We start from the raw sequence: 17,545 nt of genomic DNA, 5'->3' as shown, positions 1-17,545 counted from the left end.
GGGTGCCGTTTCGTGCAAACGTAGTAGACCATCCGTAGAAGGGCGGTTTACTTTTTGATACGGATAACCGGCGTTTCGCCGACAACGACCGTACCACTCAGTTTGGTCAATTCCTTGATTTCGTCCATGTTGGAAATAACCACTGGTGTCAGAGTAGACTTCGCTTTTTCTTCCAGCAGAGCCAGGTCAAACTCGATAACGAGATCGCCTTTCTTCACGCGTTGGCCTTCTTCGGCGATACGCTTGAAGCCTTCGCCTTTCAATTCAACGGTATCAATACCAAAGTGCACAAACAGCTCAATGCCGCTGTCAGATTCGATGGAAAACGCATGGTTGGTTTCAAAAATCTTACCGATGGTGCCGTCTACCGGTGCGACAATCTTGTTACCAGTTGGCTTGATGGCAATACCGTCACCGACGATTTTCTCTGCGAATACGACATCAGGAACATCTTCAATATTGACGATTTCACCGGACAGCGGGGCAATGATTTCGATGCTGCCAGTGTCTTTTTTGTCGTCAGAAACCAGAGATTTCAATTTATCGAACAAACCCATGATTCTCTCCTAAGCATTAATATTGGGCCAGCGTATACCCTAATCTTTCAAGTCGTTGTGGCATTGGCGTTTTTCGCTACCCCGACCGCGAGGCTATCGTCTGTCGGGGATGCTGATTGCCACCTTGAAACCTATTAGGTAAAGCAGAATCAGCAGAGCGTTTTTTCTTTAATAAAGCGGCTCACCAGATTGCTTAACTCTTGTGCTGTCGGTTGAGCTAATGCCTGCTCCGCCAGCGCCTTCGCATCTTCGTAATTCGCATTACGAATGATTTTCTTGATGCTTGGGATAGAGATCGCACTCATACTGAATTCGTCCAGACCCATTCCCAATAACAGTAGTGTAGCACGTTCGTCACCGGCGAGCTCACCACACATCCCCGTCCACTTGCCTTCGGCATGAGACGCGTCGATAACCTGTTTGATCAGGGTAAGGACGGCGGGGGACATCGGGTTATAGAGATGAGAAATCAGCTCATTACCGCGATCAACTGCCAGAGTATACTGGGTTAAGTCATTTGTCCCAATACTAAAGAAGTCGACTTCTTTGGCTAAATGTGGCGCGATTGCGGCCGCGGCAGGGGTTTCCACCATTACGCCGACTTCAATGCTTTCGTCGAAGGCTTTACCTTCTTCTCTCAGCTGCGCTTTCAGCATCTCCAGTTCGGCTTTCAGCTCACGCACTTCTTCCACAGAGATAATCATCGGGAACATGATACGCAGCTTGCCAAAGCTGGATGCGCGCAGAATGGCGCGCAACTGGGCGTGCAGAATTTCTTTACGGTCCAGACAAATACGGATAGCACGCCAGCCAAGGAACGGGTTCTCTTCCTTCGGCAGGTTCATGTAAGGCAGGTCTTTGTCACCGCCGATATCCATGGTACGGACGATAACTGCCTGAGCACCAACGGCTTCGGCAACCGCCTTATACGCCTGGAACTGCTCTTCTTCGGTAGGCAGAGAATCACGATCCATGAACAGGAATTCGGTACGATACAGGCCGACGCCTTCTGCGCCGTTACGCTCAGCACCGGCAACATCACGCACGGTACCGATGTTGGCACAGACTTCAACCTGATGACCATCCAGCGTGATGGCTGGCAGATCTTTCAGCTTGGCCAGCTCATATTTTTCAGCGTTGTACTGCTGCTGAATGGCTTTTAATTCTTCAATTTTTTCTGCGGTCGGATTCTGATAGATCTGGTTGTTTACCGCGTCCAGAATCAGGTAATCGCCGTTTTTGACCTGTTGCGTCACGTTGGTCGTGCCGACGATAGCAGGCAGCTCCAGCGAACGGGCCATAATGGAGGTGTGGGACGTACGGCCACCGAGATCGGTAATGAAGCCCAGCACTTTATCCAGATTCAGCTGCGCGGTTTCTGACGGCGTCAGATCCGTTGCAACCAGAATGACTTCATCCTGAATATCGCCCAGATCAACGATGGTCATATTGAGAATGTTGCGTAGCAAACGCTTCCCGATATCACGCATGTCTGCGGCGCGTTCTTTCAGATATTCATCATCCAGCTCTTCCAGCGCTTTGGCCTGGTTTTCGATAACAGAAAACGCAGCGGCATCGGCGGAAGCATGTTCATCTTTAATCAGGGCTATGATTTCCTGCTCGAACTCTTCATCTTCCAGCAACATGATGTGGCCTTCGAAGATGGCTTCTTTCTCTGCGCCCAGCGTCTCGCCCGCTTTCTTCTTGATAGCTTCCAACTGTGCGGATGCTTTGGAACGGCCAGTCAGAAAACGTTCAATTTCCTGCTCTACCTGATCCGCAGAGATTTTTTTCCGGTTGATGAGAATTTCATCTTCTTTCAGTAACAGTGCCTTACCAAAAGCAATACCCGGTGATACTAATATGCCTGAAATCATAACCCTACCTTACTCGATTCTGGTGTTCACTAAAAAACTCGTCGATTACTCGAGCTCAGCCATCAGTTTGACCAGATGTTCAACCGCTTTCTGTTCGTCTTCGCCTTCCGCAGCGATAGTAACCACAGTTCCTTGGGTTAAGCCGAGTGTTTGTAATTTGAACAGGCTCTTAGCGCTGGCGCTCTTGCCGTTGGACGTCACGGTGATTTCTGAAGTGAAGCCTTTGGCTTCTTTAACGAACTGAGCAGCGGGACGAGTGTGCAGGCCATTCGGTGCGGTGATAGTCACTTCTTGCTGGAACATGCTTTTTTCCCCAACTTATGGATTAGATTAATGTTGTGGAACTAAAGTTTAGCTGATTCACTGAACTTTAGCCTGTTTGGTTAGCTCCTGACTTATGTTACAGGGGCGAACCACGATGCGACAAGAAAACCGTCAAACGTATTTCCTGGATAAAATACCATCAAACACCATAGCTTCCGCTACCCATTATCTTAACCCCGGTCGCAAAACGGCGATGTGGCTATCGTGCGCAAGACAAAAAACGTTCTGCACAAGACAAAAGACAATGTGGTCGGGCGTGGCGTTTGTCTGACATTAATTTCACGCATCAAAATAATTGTTCGGTTAAATACTAAACCTGATGTAGAAAAGCAATCTGTATGTGGTGGAAAGTTTGAAGTGTGCCACAAAAAAGCACCTAAATAGGTGCTTTTTTAACACATTGGTCACTTATTGTTCGAGAGTGACCGAAGGATTATTGCTGCAGTTCCTGCTCGGTGAACAGGTCGGCAAAGAGTGCCGTGCTGAGGTAACGTTCGCCGGAAGAAGGCAGAATAACGACGATGGTTTTGCCTTCAAACTCTTTCTCTTTGAGCAAATTCAGCGCTGCGGCAACGGCGGCACCGGAAGAAATCCCAGCCAGAATGCCTTCTTCTTCCATCAAACGACGTGCGGTGCTGATCGCTTCTTCGTTCGTCACCTTCTCTACGCGGTCAATCAGTTTCAGATCCAGGTTACCCGGGATGAAACCTGCGCCGATACCCTGAATCTTATGCGGGCCTGGTTTCAGCTCTTCGCCTGCCAGTGCCTGAGAGATCACCGGTGAATCGGTAGGTTCAACCGCTACGCTGATGATAGCTTTGCCTTTGGTGTTCTTGATGTAGCGGCTGACACCGGTCAGCGTACCGCCAGTACCGACGCCAGAGATAAAGACATCAACCTGACCGTCGGTATCTTCCCAAATTTCAGGGCCGGTGGTTTTCTCATGAATTTCCGGGTTAGCGGGGTTGCTGAACTGTTGTAGCAGCAGATAACGGTTCGGATCGCTGGCAACGATCTCTTCTGCTTTGGCAATGGCGCCTTTCATACCTTTGGCACCTTCGGTCAGCACCAGATTGGCGCCCAGCGCTTTCAGCAGTTTACGGCGCTCGATGCTCATAGTTTCCGGCATGGTAAGCGTGAGTTTGTAACCACGAGCCGCTGCGACGTAGGCCAGAGCAATCCCTGTGTTTCCGCTGGTCGGTTCAACCAGCTCAACGCCTGGTTTCAGAACGCCGCGTTTTTCTGCATCCCAAATCAGGTTAGAGCCGATACGGCATTTTACGCTGAAGCTGGGGTTGCGGGATTCCACTTTAGCCAGAATGCGTCCGTTGCCGATACGGTTCAGGCGAACCAGCGGCGTATGGCCGATTGTGAAAGAATTGTCTTCGTAGATCTTGCTCATAGCCTGTCCTTATAACTGTATGAAATTTTTGCGAACGTAGAGAGAATACCCGTTCACACCTTTCAGTGAAGTAAAGAATTGCTATATCGTTATGTTCTTAAGAAATATCTTTTCATTACAATAGAAAGCACTGGCCTTGAGAAGCCAGTGCACACGGTCTTTTTATGGCGCTTTTTTCGGCAGCGTCGCGGACAGATCCCGATAGCGATCCACCCACAACTGCGTTGCCCCACATACCGCGACGGGCATGATGACCAGATTCAAAAAAGGCACCAGCGTAAACAGGCTGACCAAGGCGCCAAACTGCATATTGGCGACCTTATGACGACGCAATGCCTGTCGCATAGTGGAAAAGCCTACTTTGTGATTATCAAAGGGATAATCACAGTACTGAATCGCCAGCATCCATGCGCTGAACAAGAACCACAGCACTGGCGCGACCGTTTGCCCGATGCCGGGGATGAAATAGAGAAGCAATAGCACAATCGCGCGGGGCAGGTAATACGCCAGCTTTTGGACCTCACGCTTCATGATTCGCGGGACATCTTTGGCGATGCCGAGTATGCCGGTGTCCGGCAGCGTTTGGCCGGTTAGTTTTGCTTCCAACTGCTCCGCCAGCAAGCCGTTAAACGGTGCGGCAATAAAGTTGGCGATCGTACTGAATAGGTAGCTGAATACCAGCAGGATGGAGAGGACGGCAAGTGGCCAGATGAGGTAACTGAGCCATTGCAACCAGCTTGGAATGTGGCTCATGAGCTGGGGAATCCAGTCATTTAACCGGGTGAAAAGCCACCAGAAGGCCCCCCCCATCAGCACAATGTTCATGAGTAGGGGAAGAATGACGAAACGCCGGATGCCCGGTAGTGAGATCAAACGCCATCCGGCAAGAAAATAGTGTATTCCGCTGCGAACCTGGCCTGCGGTGTTGCCGTAAGACGGTTTTTCGAAAGACATAGTGACAATATACTCAGTCATTTGTTTGTTGAGGCATCATATCGGGATGATCTTATGCTGACTAGCCCGCATTTGGATGAAAAAACAGCAAAAAAGTGCGTTGTATCTATCTTTCTTGTCATAAAGTACCGCGCAGGCTTGCACTTGTGTACTCAGGCAAATAGAGTTAGTAGTATAAGTATTTGCCGTGGTGGCAATGTATTGTTGGAACAATTGGGATAGCAATGATGCAGGACTTGCGTCTGATATTAATCGTTGTTGGCGCGATCGCTATAATAGCGCTGTTACTGCACGGCTTGTGGACTAGCCGTAAAGAGCGCTCGTCCCTTTTTCGTGACCGCCCGGTTAAACGTGCAAAGAAAGCGCGTGATGAAACGCCGCTTGATGAGCTGGATGAAGGCGTTGGCGAAGTTCGCGTGAAGGGTGCGCGTTCGCAGCAGAATGAGCCGTCATTTAGCAGTTCGTCATTTGATAACGCGTCATTTGATAATCAGTCATTTGATAACAACAGTGCACGCGAAGAGCTGCGCCCGGAGGCGACATCGCCGTTCGAGCATTTGTCTCCCGCCTCTTCTTACGATCCTTTACTGGATGAAGCCACGCCGGTGGATTCTCCACGTTCGCAAGTGCGTGGCGATAGCAACCCGCAGGTTGTTAATCCCAGAGAAACACCTATTCAGCCGAGCATCGACACACCGCGTGAGTCGTTTGCGTACGATGCGCCGCCATCCGCTCCACAGCAGCCTGCTGCGCATTCGTTGCATGAGAAAGTTCAGCCTGCGCCTGTGCAGCCTCAGCAACCCGCTGAGCCTGTTGAACCCGTAGCGGCAAAAGAAGCGGTTCTGGTGCTGCACGTCGTGGCGCATCAGGGCGGTGTTATTGGCGGCGAACTGCTGTTGCAGAGTCTGCTTCAGGCTGGTTTCCAGTTTGGTGAAATGAATATTTTCCATCGCCATGTGAACCCTGCAGGCGCAGGGCCGGTGTTGTTTAGCCTGGCGAATATGGTTAAGCCCGGTTCGTTTAATGTGGACGCGATGTCCGAATTCTCGACGCCTGGTGTATCTATTTTCATGATGGTGCCGTCTTATGGCGACGCCAGCCAAAACTTTAAACTGATGTTACAGTCTGCGCAGCGCATTGCTGACGATGTTGGCGGCGTGGTGCAGGATGATGAACGTCGTATGATGACGCCGCAGAAGGTCGAATCCTACAAAGCCCGCATTCGCGATGTGCTGAAAGCCAACGCCTGATAGCATACGTGAAAGCATCAATAGTGCATGTGAAAACATAACGTGTGTGAATGCAGTGGGTGAGAAAGAAGCCTCCGTTAAGGGAGGCTTTTTTTATTCTTCGATCAGGGTGTGGTGTAGAAAGGCAAGAAAAGGGTGAAATGCTGTGAGTGAAGCAAAAGGATTAAAACAAGAGCTTGGCCTGATTCAGGGCGTGGGGCTGCTTTCTACCTCTCTGCTAGGAACCGGCGTGTTTGCGGTTCCTGCGCTGGTCGCACAGCTGGCGCAGCAGGATAGCCTGTGGGCGTGGCCGATCTTGATCCTGTTTGTTTTTCCTATCGCGATTGGCTTTGCCGCCCTGGGGCAACATTTTCCTAATGCGGGCGGCGCTGCACACTTTGTTAATTTGGCCTTTGGGCCGCGTATGGCGCGAGTAACTGGCTGGCTATTTCTTTCCGTTATTCCGCTGGGGCTACCCGCTGCTTTGCAGATTGCTGCCGGGTTCTGGCAGGCAGCATTTGGCTGGAGCGATCTGGGGCTGCTCTGCGTACAGTTGCTGACGCTGGGCGGTATCTGGCTGCTTGGCCTGCGCAGTGCAGGATCCAGCGCCAACATTCAGATTATTATCGCGATGTTGGTGGTGGGGTTGGTTGTTGCTATCTGGTGGCAGGGCGATATTACGCCTGCACATATCCTCTGGCCGTCGGTACAGGAACTGTCATGGTCTAACACCTTTGGTGCGCTGGCGGTGATGTTCTGGTGCTTCGTCGGCCTTGAAGCGTTTGCCCATATGGCGACGGAATTTCGGGTACCGGAGCGGGATTTCCCACGGGCTTTACTCATCGGTATGCTGGTTGCTGGCGCGGTTTACTGGGGATGCACGGTGGCCGTACTGCATTTTAAGGCTTATGGAGAAGGGATTGCCGCAACGGCTTCACTACCGGGTATTGTCGTGCAGTTGTTTGGTGAACATGCACTGTGGGTTGCCTGCTTTGTCGGGTATCTGGCCTGCTTTGCCAGCGTGAATATCTACACCCAGGGATTCGCCCGTCTCGTCTGGTCGCAGGCACCGAAAGGCAGTGCGCTGGCGAAGCTGTCCGCGGGGCAGGCACCGGTAAATGCGCTGTCGGTTGTGGTGACCTGCTGTCTGGTGTGCTGTTTGTTGATTTACCGGATCAGGCTACCGCTGGATATGCTGATCGTGTACGCGAACGGCATCTTTGTGCTGATCTATCTGCTGTGTATGCTGGCTGGGTGGCGCTTGCTGAAAGGGCGCGCCAGAGTCATGGCGGCAATCGGAGGCATGCTCTGCTGCGCGCTGTTGCTGGTGATCGGTTGGAAATCGCTGTATGCGTTAATCATGCTAGCCGTACTATGGCTGTTCCTGCCGCGCAAGCAAGTTGAACTGGTTTCCCACTGAGTTCGTTTCTTCTGAATGTTGCGGTGCTGGGAATCGAGCAACGCCCTGATTAGGGCGCTGCATCGCGATGATGACGGGGTATGTGAGGATTAGTCGTTTTCCGGCGCTGCGGCGGGCTTTTCTTCCGCAGACAATTTCGCTTCCAGCTCCGTCAGGCGCTGTTCCAGACGGGCAATCTTCTCGCGCGTGCGGAGCAGAACCTGCGTCTGAATATCAAACTCTTCACGGTTCACCAAATCCAATCGGGTCAGCTGTGCTTGCAAGACCTGACGAATTTTTTTCTCCACATCATCACCCAATTCCCGGATGCCTTTTGGCATAGATTCATGCACTTGACGGGCGATTTGCTCAATCTTCTTTGGGTCAATCATGTCGCTTTCCTGATTAGGTTATGTAAGGTCACTACTATAGCAAGTGTAATGCGAGTTGTGGGATGGATAAACTAAATCCGCTCCCTGCTTTGCAGATATTCAGCATAATTTTACTGTAATTCAGCATACGTTTTGCCCTATTTCCTGCGGCGGATCAATTGCCCTGTCGAGGTATTAGCGTTATAGTAAACCCGCTTATTCTCAGGGCGGGGTGTAATTCCCCACCGGCGGTAAACCAGTATACATACTGGAAGCCCGCGAGCGCTCGTGCTGCGTTTCCCGATTTTATTATCGATTTCGCAACGTGGGGTCAGCAGATCCGGTGCAATTCCGGGGCCGACGGTTATAGTCCGGATGGGAGAGAGTAACGGTATCTGTCGGGCTGTATGCCCGCTCGCGTTATTTTTGTTAGCCATTGCTATGCAACCAGTAGTAGTGGTTACTCCTCAAGCTCGCCCTGATTCTGGTAATTCATAATAACATTGAGGTTTTTACCATGAATCAGACATTACTTTCTGAATTTGGCAATCCTACTGAACGCGTAGAACGCGCACTTGATGCATTGCGTCATGGCCGCGGCGTGCTGGTGTTGGATGATGAAGATCGTGAAAACGAAGGTGACATGATCTTCTCCGCTGAAAATATGACCGTTGAACAGATGGCGCTGACGATTCGTCACGGTAGTGGCATCGTGTGCCTGTGCCTGACGGAAGAGCGTCGCCAGCAGTTGGAATTGCCGATGATGGTGGAGAAGAACTCCAGTCATTACCAAACGGCGTTCACCGTAACCATCGAAGCCGCCGAGGGCGTGACGACGGGGGTTTCTGCCGCTGATCGTCTGACGACTATTCGTGCCGCAATTGCGGATAACGCCAAGCCGAGCGATCTGAATCGTCCTGGCCACGTATTCCCGCTGCGCGCCCAGCCGGGTGGTGTGTTAACGCGCGGTGGTCACACCGAAGCAACGGTTGACCTGATGACGCTGGCGGGCCTGAAGCCATCTGGCGTTCTGTGTGAACTGACGAACGATGATGGCTCAATGGCGCACGCGCCGGAAGTGATCGCGTTTGCCAAACAGCACGACATGCCGGTACTGACGATTGAAGATCTGGTGGCTTACCGCGTAGCGGCAGAGCGCAAAGCCAGCTGATTCACGCAGATACCACGCAGACAAAAGGGCCGATTTATCGGCCCTTTGTTATTTTATGACTTAAGTTTTTAACGACTTAGGTTTTTAACGAATAGCGTTTTTAGCGACTTACGGCTTTTTTGCCAGAAGCGTGGCGAAGCGCAGTTTGATGCGGTTGCCGTGCGCATCCGTCTTGTGCAGTTCACCCATATCCTCGTTGTATTTGAGGATCTCCCAGTCGGCGTAATAGTTCTTTAGCTCGCTTTCTTTAAAGGTAAAGGAGAAGGGCATCGGGCACGGGCAATCTTCCGTCGACATCGCGGCGATAATCAGGTTATAGCCACCGTTAACCGTGCTGTCCTGCATATTGCTGATGATGTGCGGAATCCGGTCACGTTCCAGAAACATCAGCACGACGGTCGACAGAATGAAGTCATACTGCTCTTTGATTTCCGCCAGATTGATGTTGTAAACACCCGCCCGAATGTGTTCCAGCGCTTCGCTCTTGATGATGTTATTCAGCGAATCAATGCTCTGTTCGTGTTTATCGCAGGCGGTTACATCAAATCCGCGCAGGTTCAGATACAGCGAGTTACGCCCGCCGCCGCAGCCTAAATCCAGCGTTTTGCCCGGTTTGATGTGCTGCACCGCGTTGATCACTTCGGAATGGGTACGCGTCAGACCGTATTTTTTATGGTAGAAATCTTCCGCTGAGCAGAAAAAGCTGAGCTGACATTCCAGATCGTCAGAGAAAGAAACGATGCGGTGCCACGCCTGTGGCTCAACAAACGGCGGCTGGTTCTGTTCGGAGAAGTGAAACGTCTCCAGCGTCTCGCCGTCTTCGGTAAGCATGGAAAAGGTCATTTCCCCTTTCAGCACGGTCAATTTTGCCCAAGTGCCTTCCTGCGTGTTGTGCTTTTCCTGGAACGCGGCAGGCAGCGTCTGGCTGTTCCACTGCGGCATCTTCTTATAACAAATGAGATCTTGCATTTTTACCTCGGTCTGTAAATTCCAAAAGCTATAGCCGTATTCTATTAATCCGCACGCAGGCTGACCAGAAATATGTATTTTAAATGCATTATTTATTTTGCCGTGTCAGGCCGTGGTTGAAGTTACAGTGGAAAGCTGTCGCAGCAGCGGAAATGTCTCTTTCATCCGCTCTCCGCCGACCACAAAGGCGCGCAGCACCTGCTGACTATCCAGCGCTTTCGCTACCATACCTTGTTCGTTCCATTCCTGCTGCCAGTGCAGGTCGCCACTTGTGGTATCCCCCGCCATCTGCAAGGGAAACAGCGGCGTCTTGATTTTAACCAGCATCGGCGGCAGCGCCAGTGCTTCACTGGCACCTAACAGATTCTTCGCCAGCGTCATTGCGCTGAGCTGAATGGGCTGCAGGAAAGGCTGGAGCTTACCGCCAATCTCTGCGCAGTCGCCCAGCGCATAAATCTGTGGATCGCTGGTTTGTAACTGTGTATTGGTTTGAATGCCTTTCTGCACCGCCAAACCTGCCGCTTTCGCTAGCTGCGTGTTGGGCTGTAAACCGATAGCAGAGAGCACATCGTCCACGTCGATAGTTCGGCCATCGGTAAATGTCGCCCGCACGCCAGTTTCGGTTTTCTCTAGCTGCTGCAGGGTGGTATTCAGATGCAGTGAAACCCCTTGCTGCGTCAACGTGAATTGCAGACGTGCGCTGACTTCGGGCGGCATCAACGCGGGCAGAATGCTGCTGGCACAATCAACCAGCGTAACCTGTTTTCCCGCGCGCCCCAGATCCATCGCCAGTTCGGTGCCAATCAACCCGGCACCGAGTACCAATATACGTTCGGCCTGCCAGAGCCGGCTTTCGTGAGTACGGTATTCCTGCTGGCTATTGAGCGTCAGCATATGTTCGCATCCCGGAATTGGCGGCACTATCGCGCTGGCACCGGTGGCGAACACCAGTTTGTGGTAATCGTAACGCTCCGTGCCGCAGATGACCTGTTTCGCATGGCGGTCGATGGCGGTGACGCGCGTATTCGCCAGCAGCGTAATACGGTTTTCTTCGGCAAATGCGGTCGCCTGCATCTTGGTCAGATCGTCGGCGTGCTGTTGCAGGCTCATCACATGGCTCAAATCCGGCTTGTTGTACTCATCGCCGCTGTCAGCGGTGATCAGGCGGATAGGGCAGTGCGCATCCAGCTTGCGGAGCTGTCGAATAAGCTGGCGGGCGGCAAAGCCCGCGCCAATAATCACGATATCTTTCATCATCCTCTCCTTAGCGAATCGGATTGAAAACGTCTTTACCCAGCCCGCATTCCGGGCAGAGGAAGCTGTCTGGTACGTCCGACCACATAGTGCCGGGTGTCACATCCTGCATCGGTTCACCAAGTGCCGGATCGTAGATCCACTGGCAGACGCTGCACTGCATACAGCCACTTTCTGACTGTGCCGCTGGCTGTGCTGCGGACTGTGGCACCACAACTTCACTGCAACCACAGGCGCTCTCGGCGGGGGCGCTGGCGCTTTGCGGCGCCACCGTGGTCTGTTTTACTGGCGAGATGACGCGACGGGCAGGCGTATCATCCAGTGGATGCAGCGCCCACTGACGAGCGATTTCACGGCCGTGCTCGCGGCAAATTTCCAGCGCGGAACCATCAGGACGCCACTTGGTTTTCAGCGCTAGCGTAGTTTCAAAACCGGCGTCCATCAGACGGGTTTGAATGCGATCGACCGCGCCGCCGTTCCAGCCGTAGCTGCCGAACGCTGAGGCTTTTTTGTTTTGGAAACGCAGGCCTGTGATCTCTTCCAGCATGGCGGCGACCTTCGGCATCATCACGTTATTCATGGTGGATGAACCGACGAGCACGCCTTTCGAACGGAAGACCTGCGTCAGGATTTCATTCTTGTCGTGGCGGGCGACGTTATAGATTTTCACCGCGACGCCGGGGTCGACATCGTTGATGCCCTGTGCGATGGCGTCGGCCATCATGCGGGTGTTGTTGGACATGGTGTCGTAAAACAGCGTGATGCGATCTTCCTGATAGCTGTCCGCCCATTTCAGATACAGGTGGATGATCTGGGCAGGATCGTCACGCCATACCACGCCGTGTGAGGTCGCAACCATCGACAGCGGCAGGTTGAAGCCCAGCACTTCATGGATCTTGGCGGTCACTAAGCGGCTGAATGGCGTCAGAATGTTGGCGAAATAGCGCTGGCACTGCTCGAACAGTTCAGTTTGATCCACTTCGTCATTGAACAGGTGTTCATCGCAGTAGTGCTGGCCGAACGCATCGTTACTGAACAACACGGCATCTTCTGTCATGTAGGTCATCATACTGTCCGGCCAGTGCAGCATCGGCGTTTCGATAAAGATCAGCTGCTTGCCGTTGCCGATATCCAGCGTGTCGCCGGTTTTGACCGTGTGGAAATGCCATTCAGGGTGGTGGTGGTGACCGGTGATGGAATCGATCGCGTTGTGAGTACAGTAAATCGGCGTATTGGGAATCCGTGCCATCAGCTCGCTCAGCGCGCCGGCGTGATCCTCTTCGGCGTGGTTGATCACGATGTAGTCAATCGTGTTCAGATCCACTTCCGCCATCAGATTCTGGACGAAATCACGGCTGAACTTATGATCGACGGTATCGATCAGTACGGTTTTCTCTTCGCGAATCAAATAACTGTTATAGCTGCTGCCTTGTAGCGTCTTGTACTCCGTGCCGTGAAAATCACGCACTTCCCAGTCGCGTTGTCCAACCCAGTGGATATTGTTCTTAACGTGAATTGCCATGTTCTGAAACCTCAATAGTCATAGTCGGGAAATATGCTGTAGAGATTGCAGGAAGCGTGCCATTTTTTATTTTATTGATTTATAACGATTTAATAAATAGTGATTGTCAAAATGACATGGGTTAACTATTGTCTTAATGACACAGATTTGTCATTAGGACACACCATGACGCTCTCCATCAATGCCCTTGCCCGCATCGCTATCGAGCTGCAAATGGGGCTATCGAATCAGGATCGTTTTCAGCGCTTGATTAATAGCCTGCGCCAACTGCTACGTTGTGATGCCTCGGCGCTGTTACGTTACGAAAATCAGCTGTTTCGCCCGCTGGCGATCGACGGTCTGGCACCGGACGTGTTGGGGCGACGCTTTCGTCTGTCCGATCATCCCCGTCTGGAGGCCATTGCCCGTGCTGGCGATGTGGTTCGCTTTCCGGCGGACAGCCAGCTTCCCGATCCGTATGACGGCCTGATCCCCAGTCAGGAGGATCTTAAGGTGCACGCCTGCGTCGGCCTGCCGCTGTTTGCTAATCAGAATCTGATCGGGGCGCTGACCGTGGACGGTATGGATCCCTGCCAGTTCGACCATTTTAGTGATGAAGAACTGCGGCTGGTGGGGGCGATGGCGGCGGCGGCGCTGAGTAACGCGCTGCTGATGGAACGCCTTGAGCGGCAGTTGCCTGCACCAGTGCGTGCCGAAAGTCCTGCGGCGGAAAGCGTGGAGGAAATGGTGGGGTTGTCGGAGCCGATGTTGCGGCTAAAGAAAGAGGTCGATATCGTCGCGGGTTCCGATCTGAACGTGCTGATTATGGGAGAAACTGGCGTTGGTAAAGAGCTGGTGGCGCGCGCGATTCATCGCGGTTCCAGCCGGGCAATTCATCCTCTGGTGTACCTGAACTGCGCCGCGCTGCCGGAATCGGTCGCAGAGAGTGAACTGTTTGGTCATGTGAAGGGCGCATTTACTGGTGCAATCCATCACCGCACTGGCAAGTTTGAAATGGCGGATAACGGCACGCTATTTCTGGATGAGATTGGCGAACTGTCTCTGACGCTACAGGCTAAGTTGCTGCGCGTATTGCAGTATGGCGATCTCCAGCGCGTGGGTGATGACAGCAGCCTGAAAGTGAACGTGCGCGTGCTGGCGGCGACCAACCGCGATCTGCGGCAGGCAGTGCTGGATGGTGCTTTCCGTGCCGATTTATTCCACCGTCTGAGCGTGTTTCCGCTATCTGTACCGCCGCTACGTGAGCGCAGTCAGGATGTGGCGCTGTTGGCCGGGTTCTTCTGTGAACGCAGCCGCGTGCAACTGGGGCTGGCGCGGCTGGCGTTGACGGCAGACGCGGGCGCGCTGTTGGAACAGTACGACTGGCCGGGAAACGTGCGCGAGCTGGAACATGCCATTTACCGTGCTACCGTGCTGGCAAGAGCGGGACAGGAATCGGGTGAGGTGCTGTTAGGCCCTGAGCATTTCAATCTTGAACTTTCCGCCCAGCCCGTTCATGCCCCCGCAGGGGCACCGAGTGCTACCGACAGCGCACCGAATTACTTCATCAGCGGCGGCTTGCGAGAGGCAACGGACGACTATCAGCGTCGGATCATCCAACACACGCTGGCGCGCCATGAGGGCAACTGGTCATCCTGCGCGAGAGAACTGGAAATAGACAGCGGCAACCTACACCGTCTGGCGAAGCGGCTAAAAATTAAAAAAGATGTTTTTTAATTCGACTGCTATCACTTTTAGATAAAAAAGATCGCTGATTTTTAGCGGCGTAAAAGGGGCTGAACCGAAAGAGGCTTTCCGGATGAGCCGCATGGATGCGGCGAAAACCAGTGCCGCGTCGGGAACGCGTCACTGGTGGTCCGGTAAGAAGCCTCTGGCGGTGAAGGCATCGCGTAGCGACCCCGTTCCGCCAAAAAGCCTGAGGTCAAGGAGCAGCGGCGATTGGCTGCTCCTTGTCGGGTGCGTGCAGAGAATCTGCATGAAAATACCGATTGTTATCGCACACGAAATATCTCCTAACTTCTATATCGCGTATTTAACTTAACCGCATTTCACGCACTTGGCGCTCTGAATCACCTGGAAGAAATCGTTGCCTTTATCATCGACCAGAATAAAGGCTGGGAAATCTTCAACTTCGATTTTCCAGATAGCTTCCATTCCCAGTTCCGGGTATTCCACACAGGTCAGGCTCTTAATGCTGTTCTGTGCCAGAATCGCTGCCGGGCCGCCGATGCTGCCGAGGTAGAAACCGCCGTGTTTATGGCACGCATCGGTCACCTGCTGGCTGCGGTTGCCTTTTGCCAGCATGATCATGCTGCCGCCGTTGGCCTGCAGTAAATCGACATAGGAATCCATACGGCCAGCGGTGGTAGGACCTAACGAGCCGGACGGGTAGCCCTCTGGTGTTTTCGCCGGACCCGCGTAGTAAATCGGATGATCTTTGATGTACTGCGGCAGGCCTTCGCCGTTATCCAGACGCTCCTTCAGCTTGGCGTGAGCAATGTCACGGCCCACGATGATGGTGCCGGTCAGAGAAAGACGGGTGGATACCGGATACTGCGACAGCGTCTTCAGGATCTCGGCCATCGGACGGTTCAGGTCTATTTTAACCGCATCGCCTTCGCCCGTTTCACGTAGGTGCTCAGGGATATATTTACCCGGATTCTGCTCTAACTGCTCCAGCCAGATCCCCTTACGGTTGATCTTGCCTTTGATGTTACGGTCAGCAGAACAGGACACGCCCATCCCGACAGGGCAAGATGCACCGTGGCGTGGCAGGCGGATAATCCGCACGTCGTGCGCAAAATATTTACCGCCGAACTGCGCGCCCAGACCCAGATCGCGCGCGGCTTCCAGAATTTCCTGCTCCAGCGCGACATCACGAAACGCCTGACCGTGCTCGTTGCCTTCGGTCGGCAGTTCGTCGTAGTACTTGGTCGATGCCAGCTTAACGGTTTTCAGCGTGGTTTCTGCCGAAGTTCCGCCAATCACAAACGCGATGTGGTACGGCGGACAGGCCGCGGTGCCCAGAGAACGCATTTTCTCGATCAGGAAGCTTTTCAGCTTACCCGGCGTCAACAGCGCTTTAGTTTCCTGATACAGATAGGTTTTGTTAGCGGAACCGCCGCCTTTGGTGACGAACAGGAATTTATAGTCTTCGCCTTCGGTACTGTAGAGGTCAATCTGCGCAGGCAGGTTGGTGCCTGTGTTGACCTCTTTGTACATGTCCAGCGCAGCGTTCTGTGAGTAGCGCAGGTTGTCTTCAATGAACGTGTTGTATACGCCCTTGGACAGCGCTTCGGCATCGTTACCGCCGGTCCAGACGTTCTGGCCTTTTTTACCGACGATGATCGCCGTACCGGTATCCTGACAGGTCGGCAGGATGCCCTTGGCGGAAATTTCTGAGTTGCGCAGGAATTGCAGGGCAACGTATTTATCGTTTTCGCTGGCTTCCGGATCGTTAAGAATATCGGCAACTTGCTGCTGGTGAGCGGGGCGGAGCATGAAAGAGGCATCGTGGAAGGCTTGCTGGGCCAGAAGGGTCAACGCGGCTGGCTCGATCTTCAGGATGTCCTGACCTTCAAATTGTGCGACAGAAACAAAGTCGCTGCTCAGCAGGCGATATTCGGTGTCATCTTTACTGAGTGGAAAAGGATCTTGGTAATAGAAGGGTTTATTCGACATTTTTTTCTCACTTGCAATTGCATTAATTAGTAAATTTTTCACCTTATAGGATTCAGCATCTTATTATTAAGGCGTATTACCGCAGCACTACAGGGATGTCTCGAATACAAAAGTAGTAATCACCATAATAGTATGGTTTTTTGTCGGGAAGTACTACTTTGGTACATCACAATAATAGGGATGTACGTGTTATTTTTCTCTGTACATGGCGGATGGAATGGCGGCACAGCACAGGTTTCCTGTGTGCGGACGCCACGGGAAATGGCACGCGGTTTAACGTGAAGATATTCCTCTTTTATACCCGTTATACTTCAAATTGCATGTGCGTTGGCTACGTTCAGTCACCCGAATCACTTACCTGAGTAAGCTCATCGGGATTCCTTCTCTTGCCGCCTGCCTGAAATTCGAATTATTTAGGGTATAACTGACTTAATTAAGTAAATTAAATGGTGAAATTAAAAACAATAACCATTTATTCTTTAATGTTATTTAATGGCGATATAAAGAAATCGTTATTGGCTTTTTATCGCTTGACGAAAAACGAGATCGCCACAACAGCCACAGTGCTGTGGCCGATGTGATTACTGATGTGATTTTGCCAGCGTAATTGCGGCGGTGATGGCGGCACGTGCCTGCGGGCTGTTTTTCCAGCAGGTTGAGCCCGTCAGTGCGGCGGCGTTTGCCACAATATCGCTAACGTCGGCTTCGCTCAACTGCGCCAGCGTGGTGAAGCCCATTTGCTCCAGACGGGCGACTACCGCAGGGCCAACGCCTTTTACGGCCAGCAGCGCCTCACGCTCCTGTGGGGAAAACGTCATGATTGCTCCGTAGATAA

At 52.5% G+C, this 17,545-nt stretch carries 15 protein-coding genes and 1 riboswitch; of the genes, 4 read left to right on the top strand and 11 right to left on the bottom strand.

Annotation, left to right across the window (positions count from 1 at the left end; genetic code table 11):
* Positions 1-47 precede the first annotated feature (47 nt).
* The 5 genes from crr to cysZ all read right to left on the bottom strand — a co-directional run bounded on the left by crr (position 48) and on the right by cysZ (position 5,114).
* The gene (gene crr, locus AB8809_RS18660; protein WP_010284368.1) at positions 48-557 is read right to left on the bottom strand and encodes a PTS glucose transporter subunit IIA; all 510 of its coding nucleotides are present in this window, start codon (positions 555-557) and stop codon (positions 48-50) included.
* Between the two features lie 149 nt (positions 558-706).
* A complete protein-coding gene (ptsI, locus tag AB8809_RS18655; protein WP_012773470.1) occupies positions 707-2,434 on the bottom strand; it encodes a phosphoenolpyruvate-protein phosphotransferase PtsI in 1,728 nt (575 codons plus the stop codon).
* A gap of 45 nt (positions 2,435-2,479) precedes the next feature.
* Complete coding sequence (gene ptsH, locus AB8809_RS18650) at positions 2,480-2,737, bottom strand: phosphocarrier protein Hpr (protein WP_005971891.1); 258 nt, start codon at positions 2,735-2,737, stop codon at positions 2,480-2,482.
* Positions 2,738-3,191: 454 nt separating this feature from the next.
* A complete protein-coding gene (cysK, locus tag AB8809_RS18645; RefSeq protein ID WP_012773471.1) occupies positions 3,192-4,160 on the bottom strand; it encodes a cysteine synthase A in 969 nt (322 codons plus the stop codon).
* A 162-nt stretch (positions 4,161-4,322) separates the two neighbouring features.
* Entirely contained in the window at positions 4,323-5,114 is a 792-nt protein-coding gene (gene cysZ / locus AB8809_RS18640; RefSeq protein ID WP_182101108.1) for a sulfate transporter CysZ, read from the bottom strand.
* Between the two features lie 224 nt (positions 5,115-5,338).
* Here cysZ and zipA point away from each other — a divergent pair, with 224 nt between their 5' ends.
* Together zipA and yjeH are read left to right on the top strand one after the other, a co-directional pair.
* Positions 5,339-6,364, top strand: a complete 1,026-nt coding sequence (gene zipA, locus AB8809_RS18635) for a cell division protein ZipA (RefSeq protein WP_349855226.1) — start codon at positions 5,339-5,341, stop codon at positions 6,362-6,364.
* Positions 6,365-6,509: 145 nt separating this feature from the next.
* Positions 6,510-7,763: an L-methionine/branched-chain amino acid transporter gene (gene yjeH / locus AB8809_RS18630; RefSeq protein ID WP_349855225.1), complete on the top strand. Its 1,254-nt coding sequence runs from the start codon at positions 6,510-6,512 to the stop codon at positions 7,761-7,763.
* Positions 7,764-7,852: 89 nt separating this feature from the next.
* On the opposite strand, the gene ubiK is transcribed toward yjeH, so the two are convergent.
* Positions 7,853-8,134: a ubiquinone biosynthesis accessory factor UbiK gene (gene ubiK, locus AB8809_RS18625; RefSeq protein WP_012773475.1), complete on the bottom strand. Its 282-nt coding sequence runs from the start codon at positions 8,132-8,134 to the stop codon at positions 7,853-7,855.
* 193 nt (positions 8,135-8,327) lie between these two features.
* A riboswitch (FMN riboswitch) is annotated at positions 8,328-8,504 on the top strand.
* Between the two features lie 126 nt (positions 8,505-8,630).
* Here ubiK and ribB point away from each other — a divergent pair.
* A complete protein-coding gene (ribB, locus tag AB8809_RS18620; protein ID WP_181846149.1) occupies positions 8,631-9,284 on the top strand; it encodes a 3,4-dihydroxy-2-butanone-4-phosphate synthase in 654 nt (217 codons plus the stop codon).
* 108 nt (positions 9,285-9,392) lie between these two features.
* On the opposite strand, the gene tehB is transcribed toward ribB, so the two are convergent.
* The 3 genes from tehB to norV all read right to left on the bottom strand — a co-directional run bounded on the left by tehB (position 9,393) and on the right by norV (position 13,029).
* Complete coding sequence (gene tehB, locus AB8809_RS18615; protein WP_349855224.1) at positions 9,393-10,253, bottom strand: SAM-dependent methyltransferase TehB; 861 nt, start codon at positions 10,251-10,253, stop codon at positions 9,393-9,395.
* 105 nt (positions 10,254-10,358) lie between these two features.
* Positions 10,359-11,507 (bottom strand): NADH:flavorubredoxin reductase NorW, encoded by a 1,149-nt coding sequence (gene norW, locus AB8809_RS18610; RefSeq protein ID WP_349855494.1) that lies wholly within the window; start codon positions 11,505-11,507, stop codon positions 10,359-10,361.
* 10 nt (positions 11,508-11,517) lie between these two features.
* Positions 11,518-13,029, bottom strand: coding sequence for an anaerobic nitric oxide reductase flavorubredoxin (gene norV, locus AB8809_RS18605; protein ID WP_256599508.1), 1,512 nt, complete (start codon positions 13,027-13,029; stop codon positions 11,518-11,520).
* A gap of 165 nt (positions 13,030-13,194) precedes the next feature.
* Here norV and norR point away from each other — a divergent pair, with 165 nt between their 5' ends.
* A complete protein-coding gene (gene norR / locus AB8809_RS18600; RefSeq protein WP_349855493.1) occupies positions 13,195-14,745 on the top strand; it encodes a nitric oxide reductase transcriptional regulator NorR in 1,551 nt (516 codons plus the stop codon).
* A 321-nt stretch (positions 14,746-15,066) separates the two neighbouring features.
* Here norR and fumA read toward each other — a convergent pair whose 3' ends face one another.
* Together fumA and AB8809_RS18590 are read right to left on the bottom strand one after the other, a co-directional pair.
* Positions 15,067-16,710, bottom strand: coding sequence for a class I fumarate hydratase FumA (fumA, locus tag AB8809_RS18595; RefSeq protein WP_012773481.1), 1,644 nt, complete (start codon positions 16,708-16,710; stop codon positions 15,067-15,069).
* A 581-nt stretch (positions 16,711-17,291) separates the two neighbouring features.
* Positions 17,292-17,528: a hypothetical protein gene (locus AB8809_RS18590; RefSeq protein WP_012773482.1), complete on the bottom strand. Its 237-nt coding sequence runs from the start codon at positions 17,526-17,528 to the stop codon at positions 17,292-17,294.
* Between the last annotated feature and the right edge of the window lie 17 nt (positions 17,529-17,545).

Source organism: Pectobacterium aroidearum, from assembly GCF_041228105.1.
Classification (GTDB): domain Bacteria; phylum Pseudomonadota; class Gammaproteobacteria; order Enterobacterales; family Enterobacteriaceae; genus Pectobacterium; species Pectobacterium aroidearum.
The sequence above is the reverse complement of the archived record's forward strand: the minus strand, read 5'-3'. Positions and strand labels throughout refer to the sequence as shown.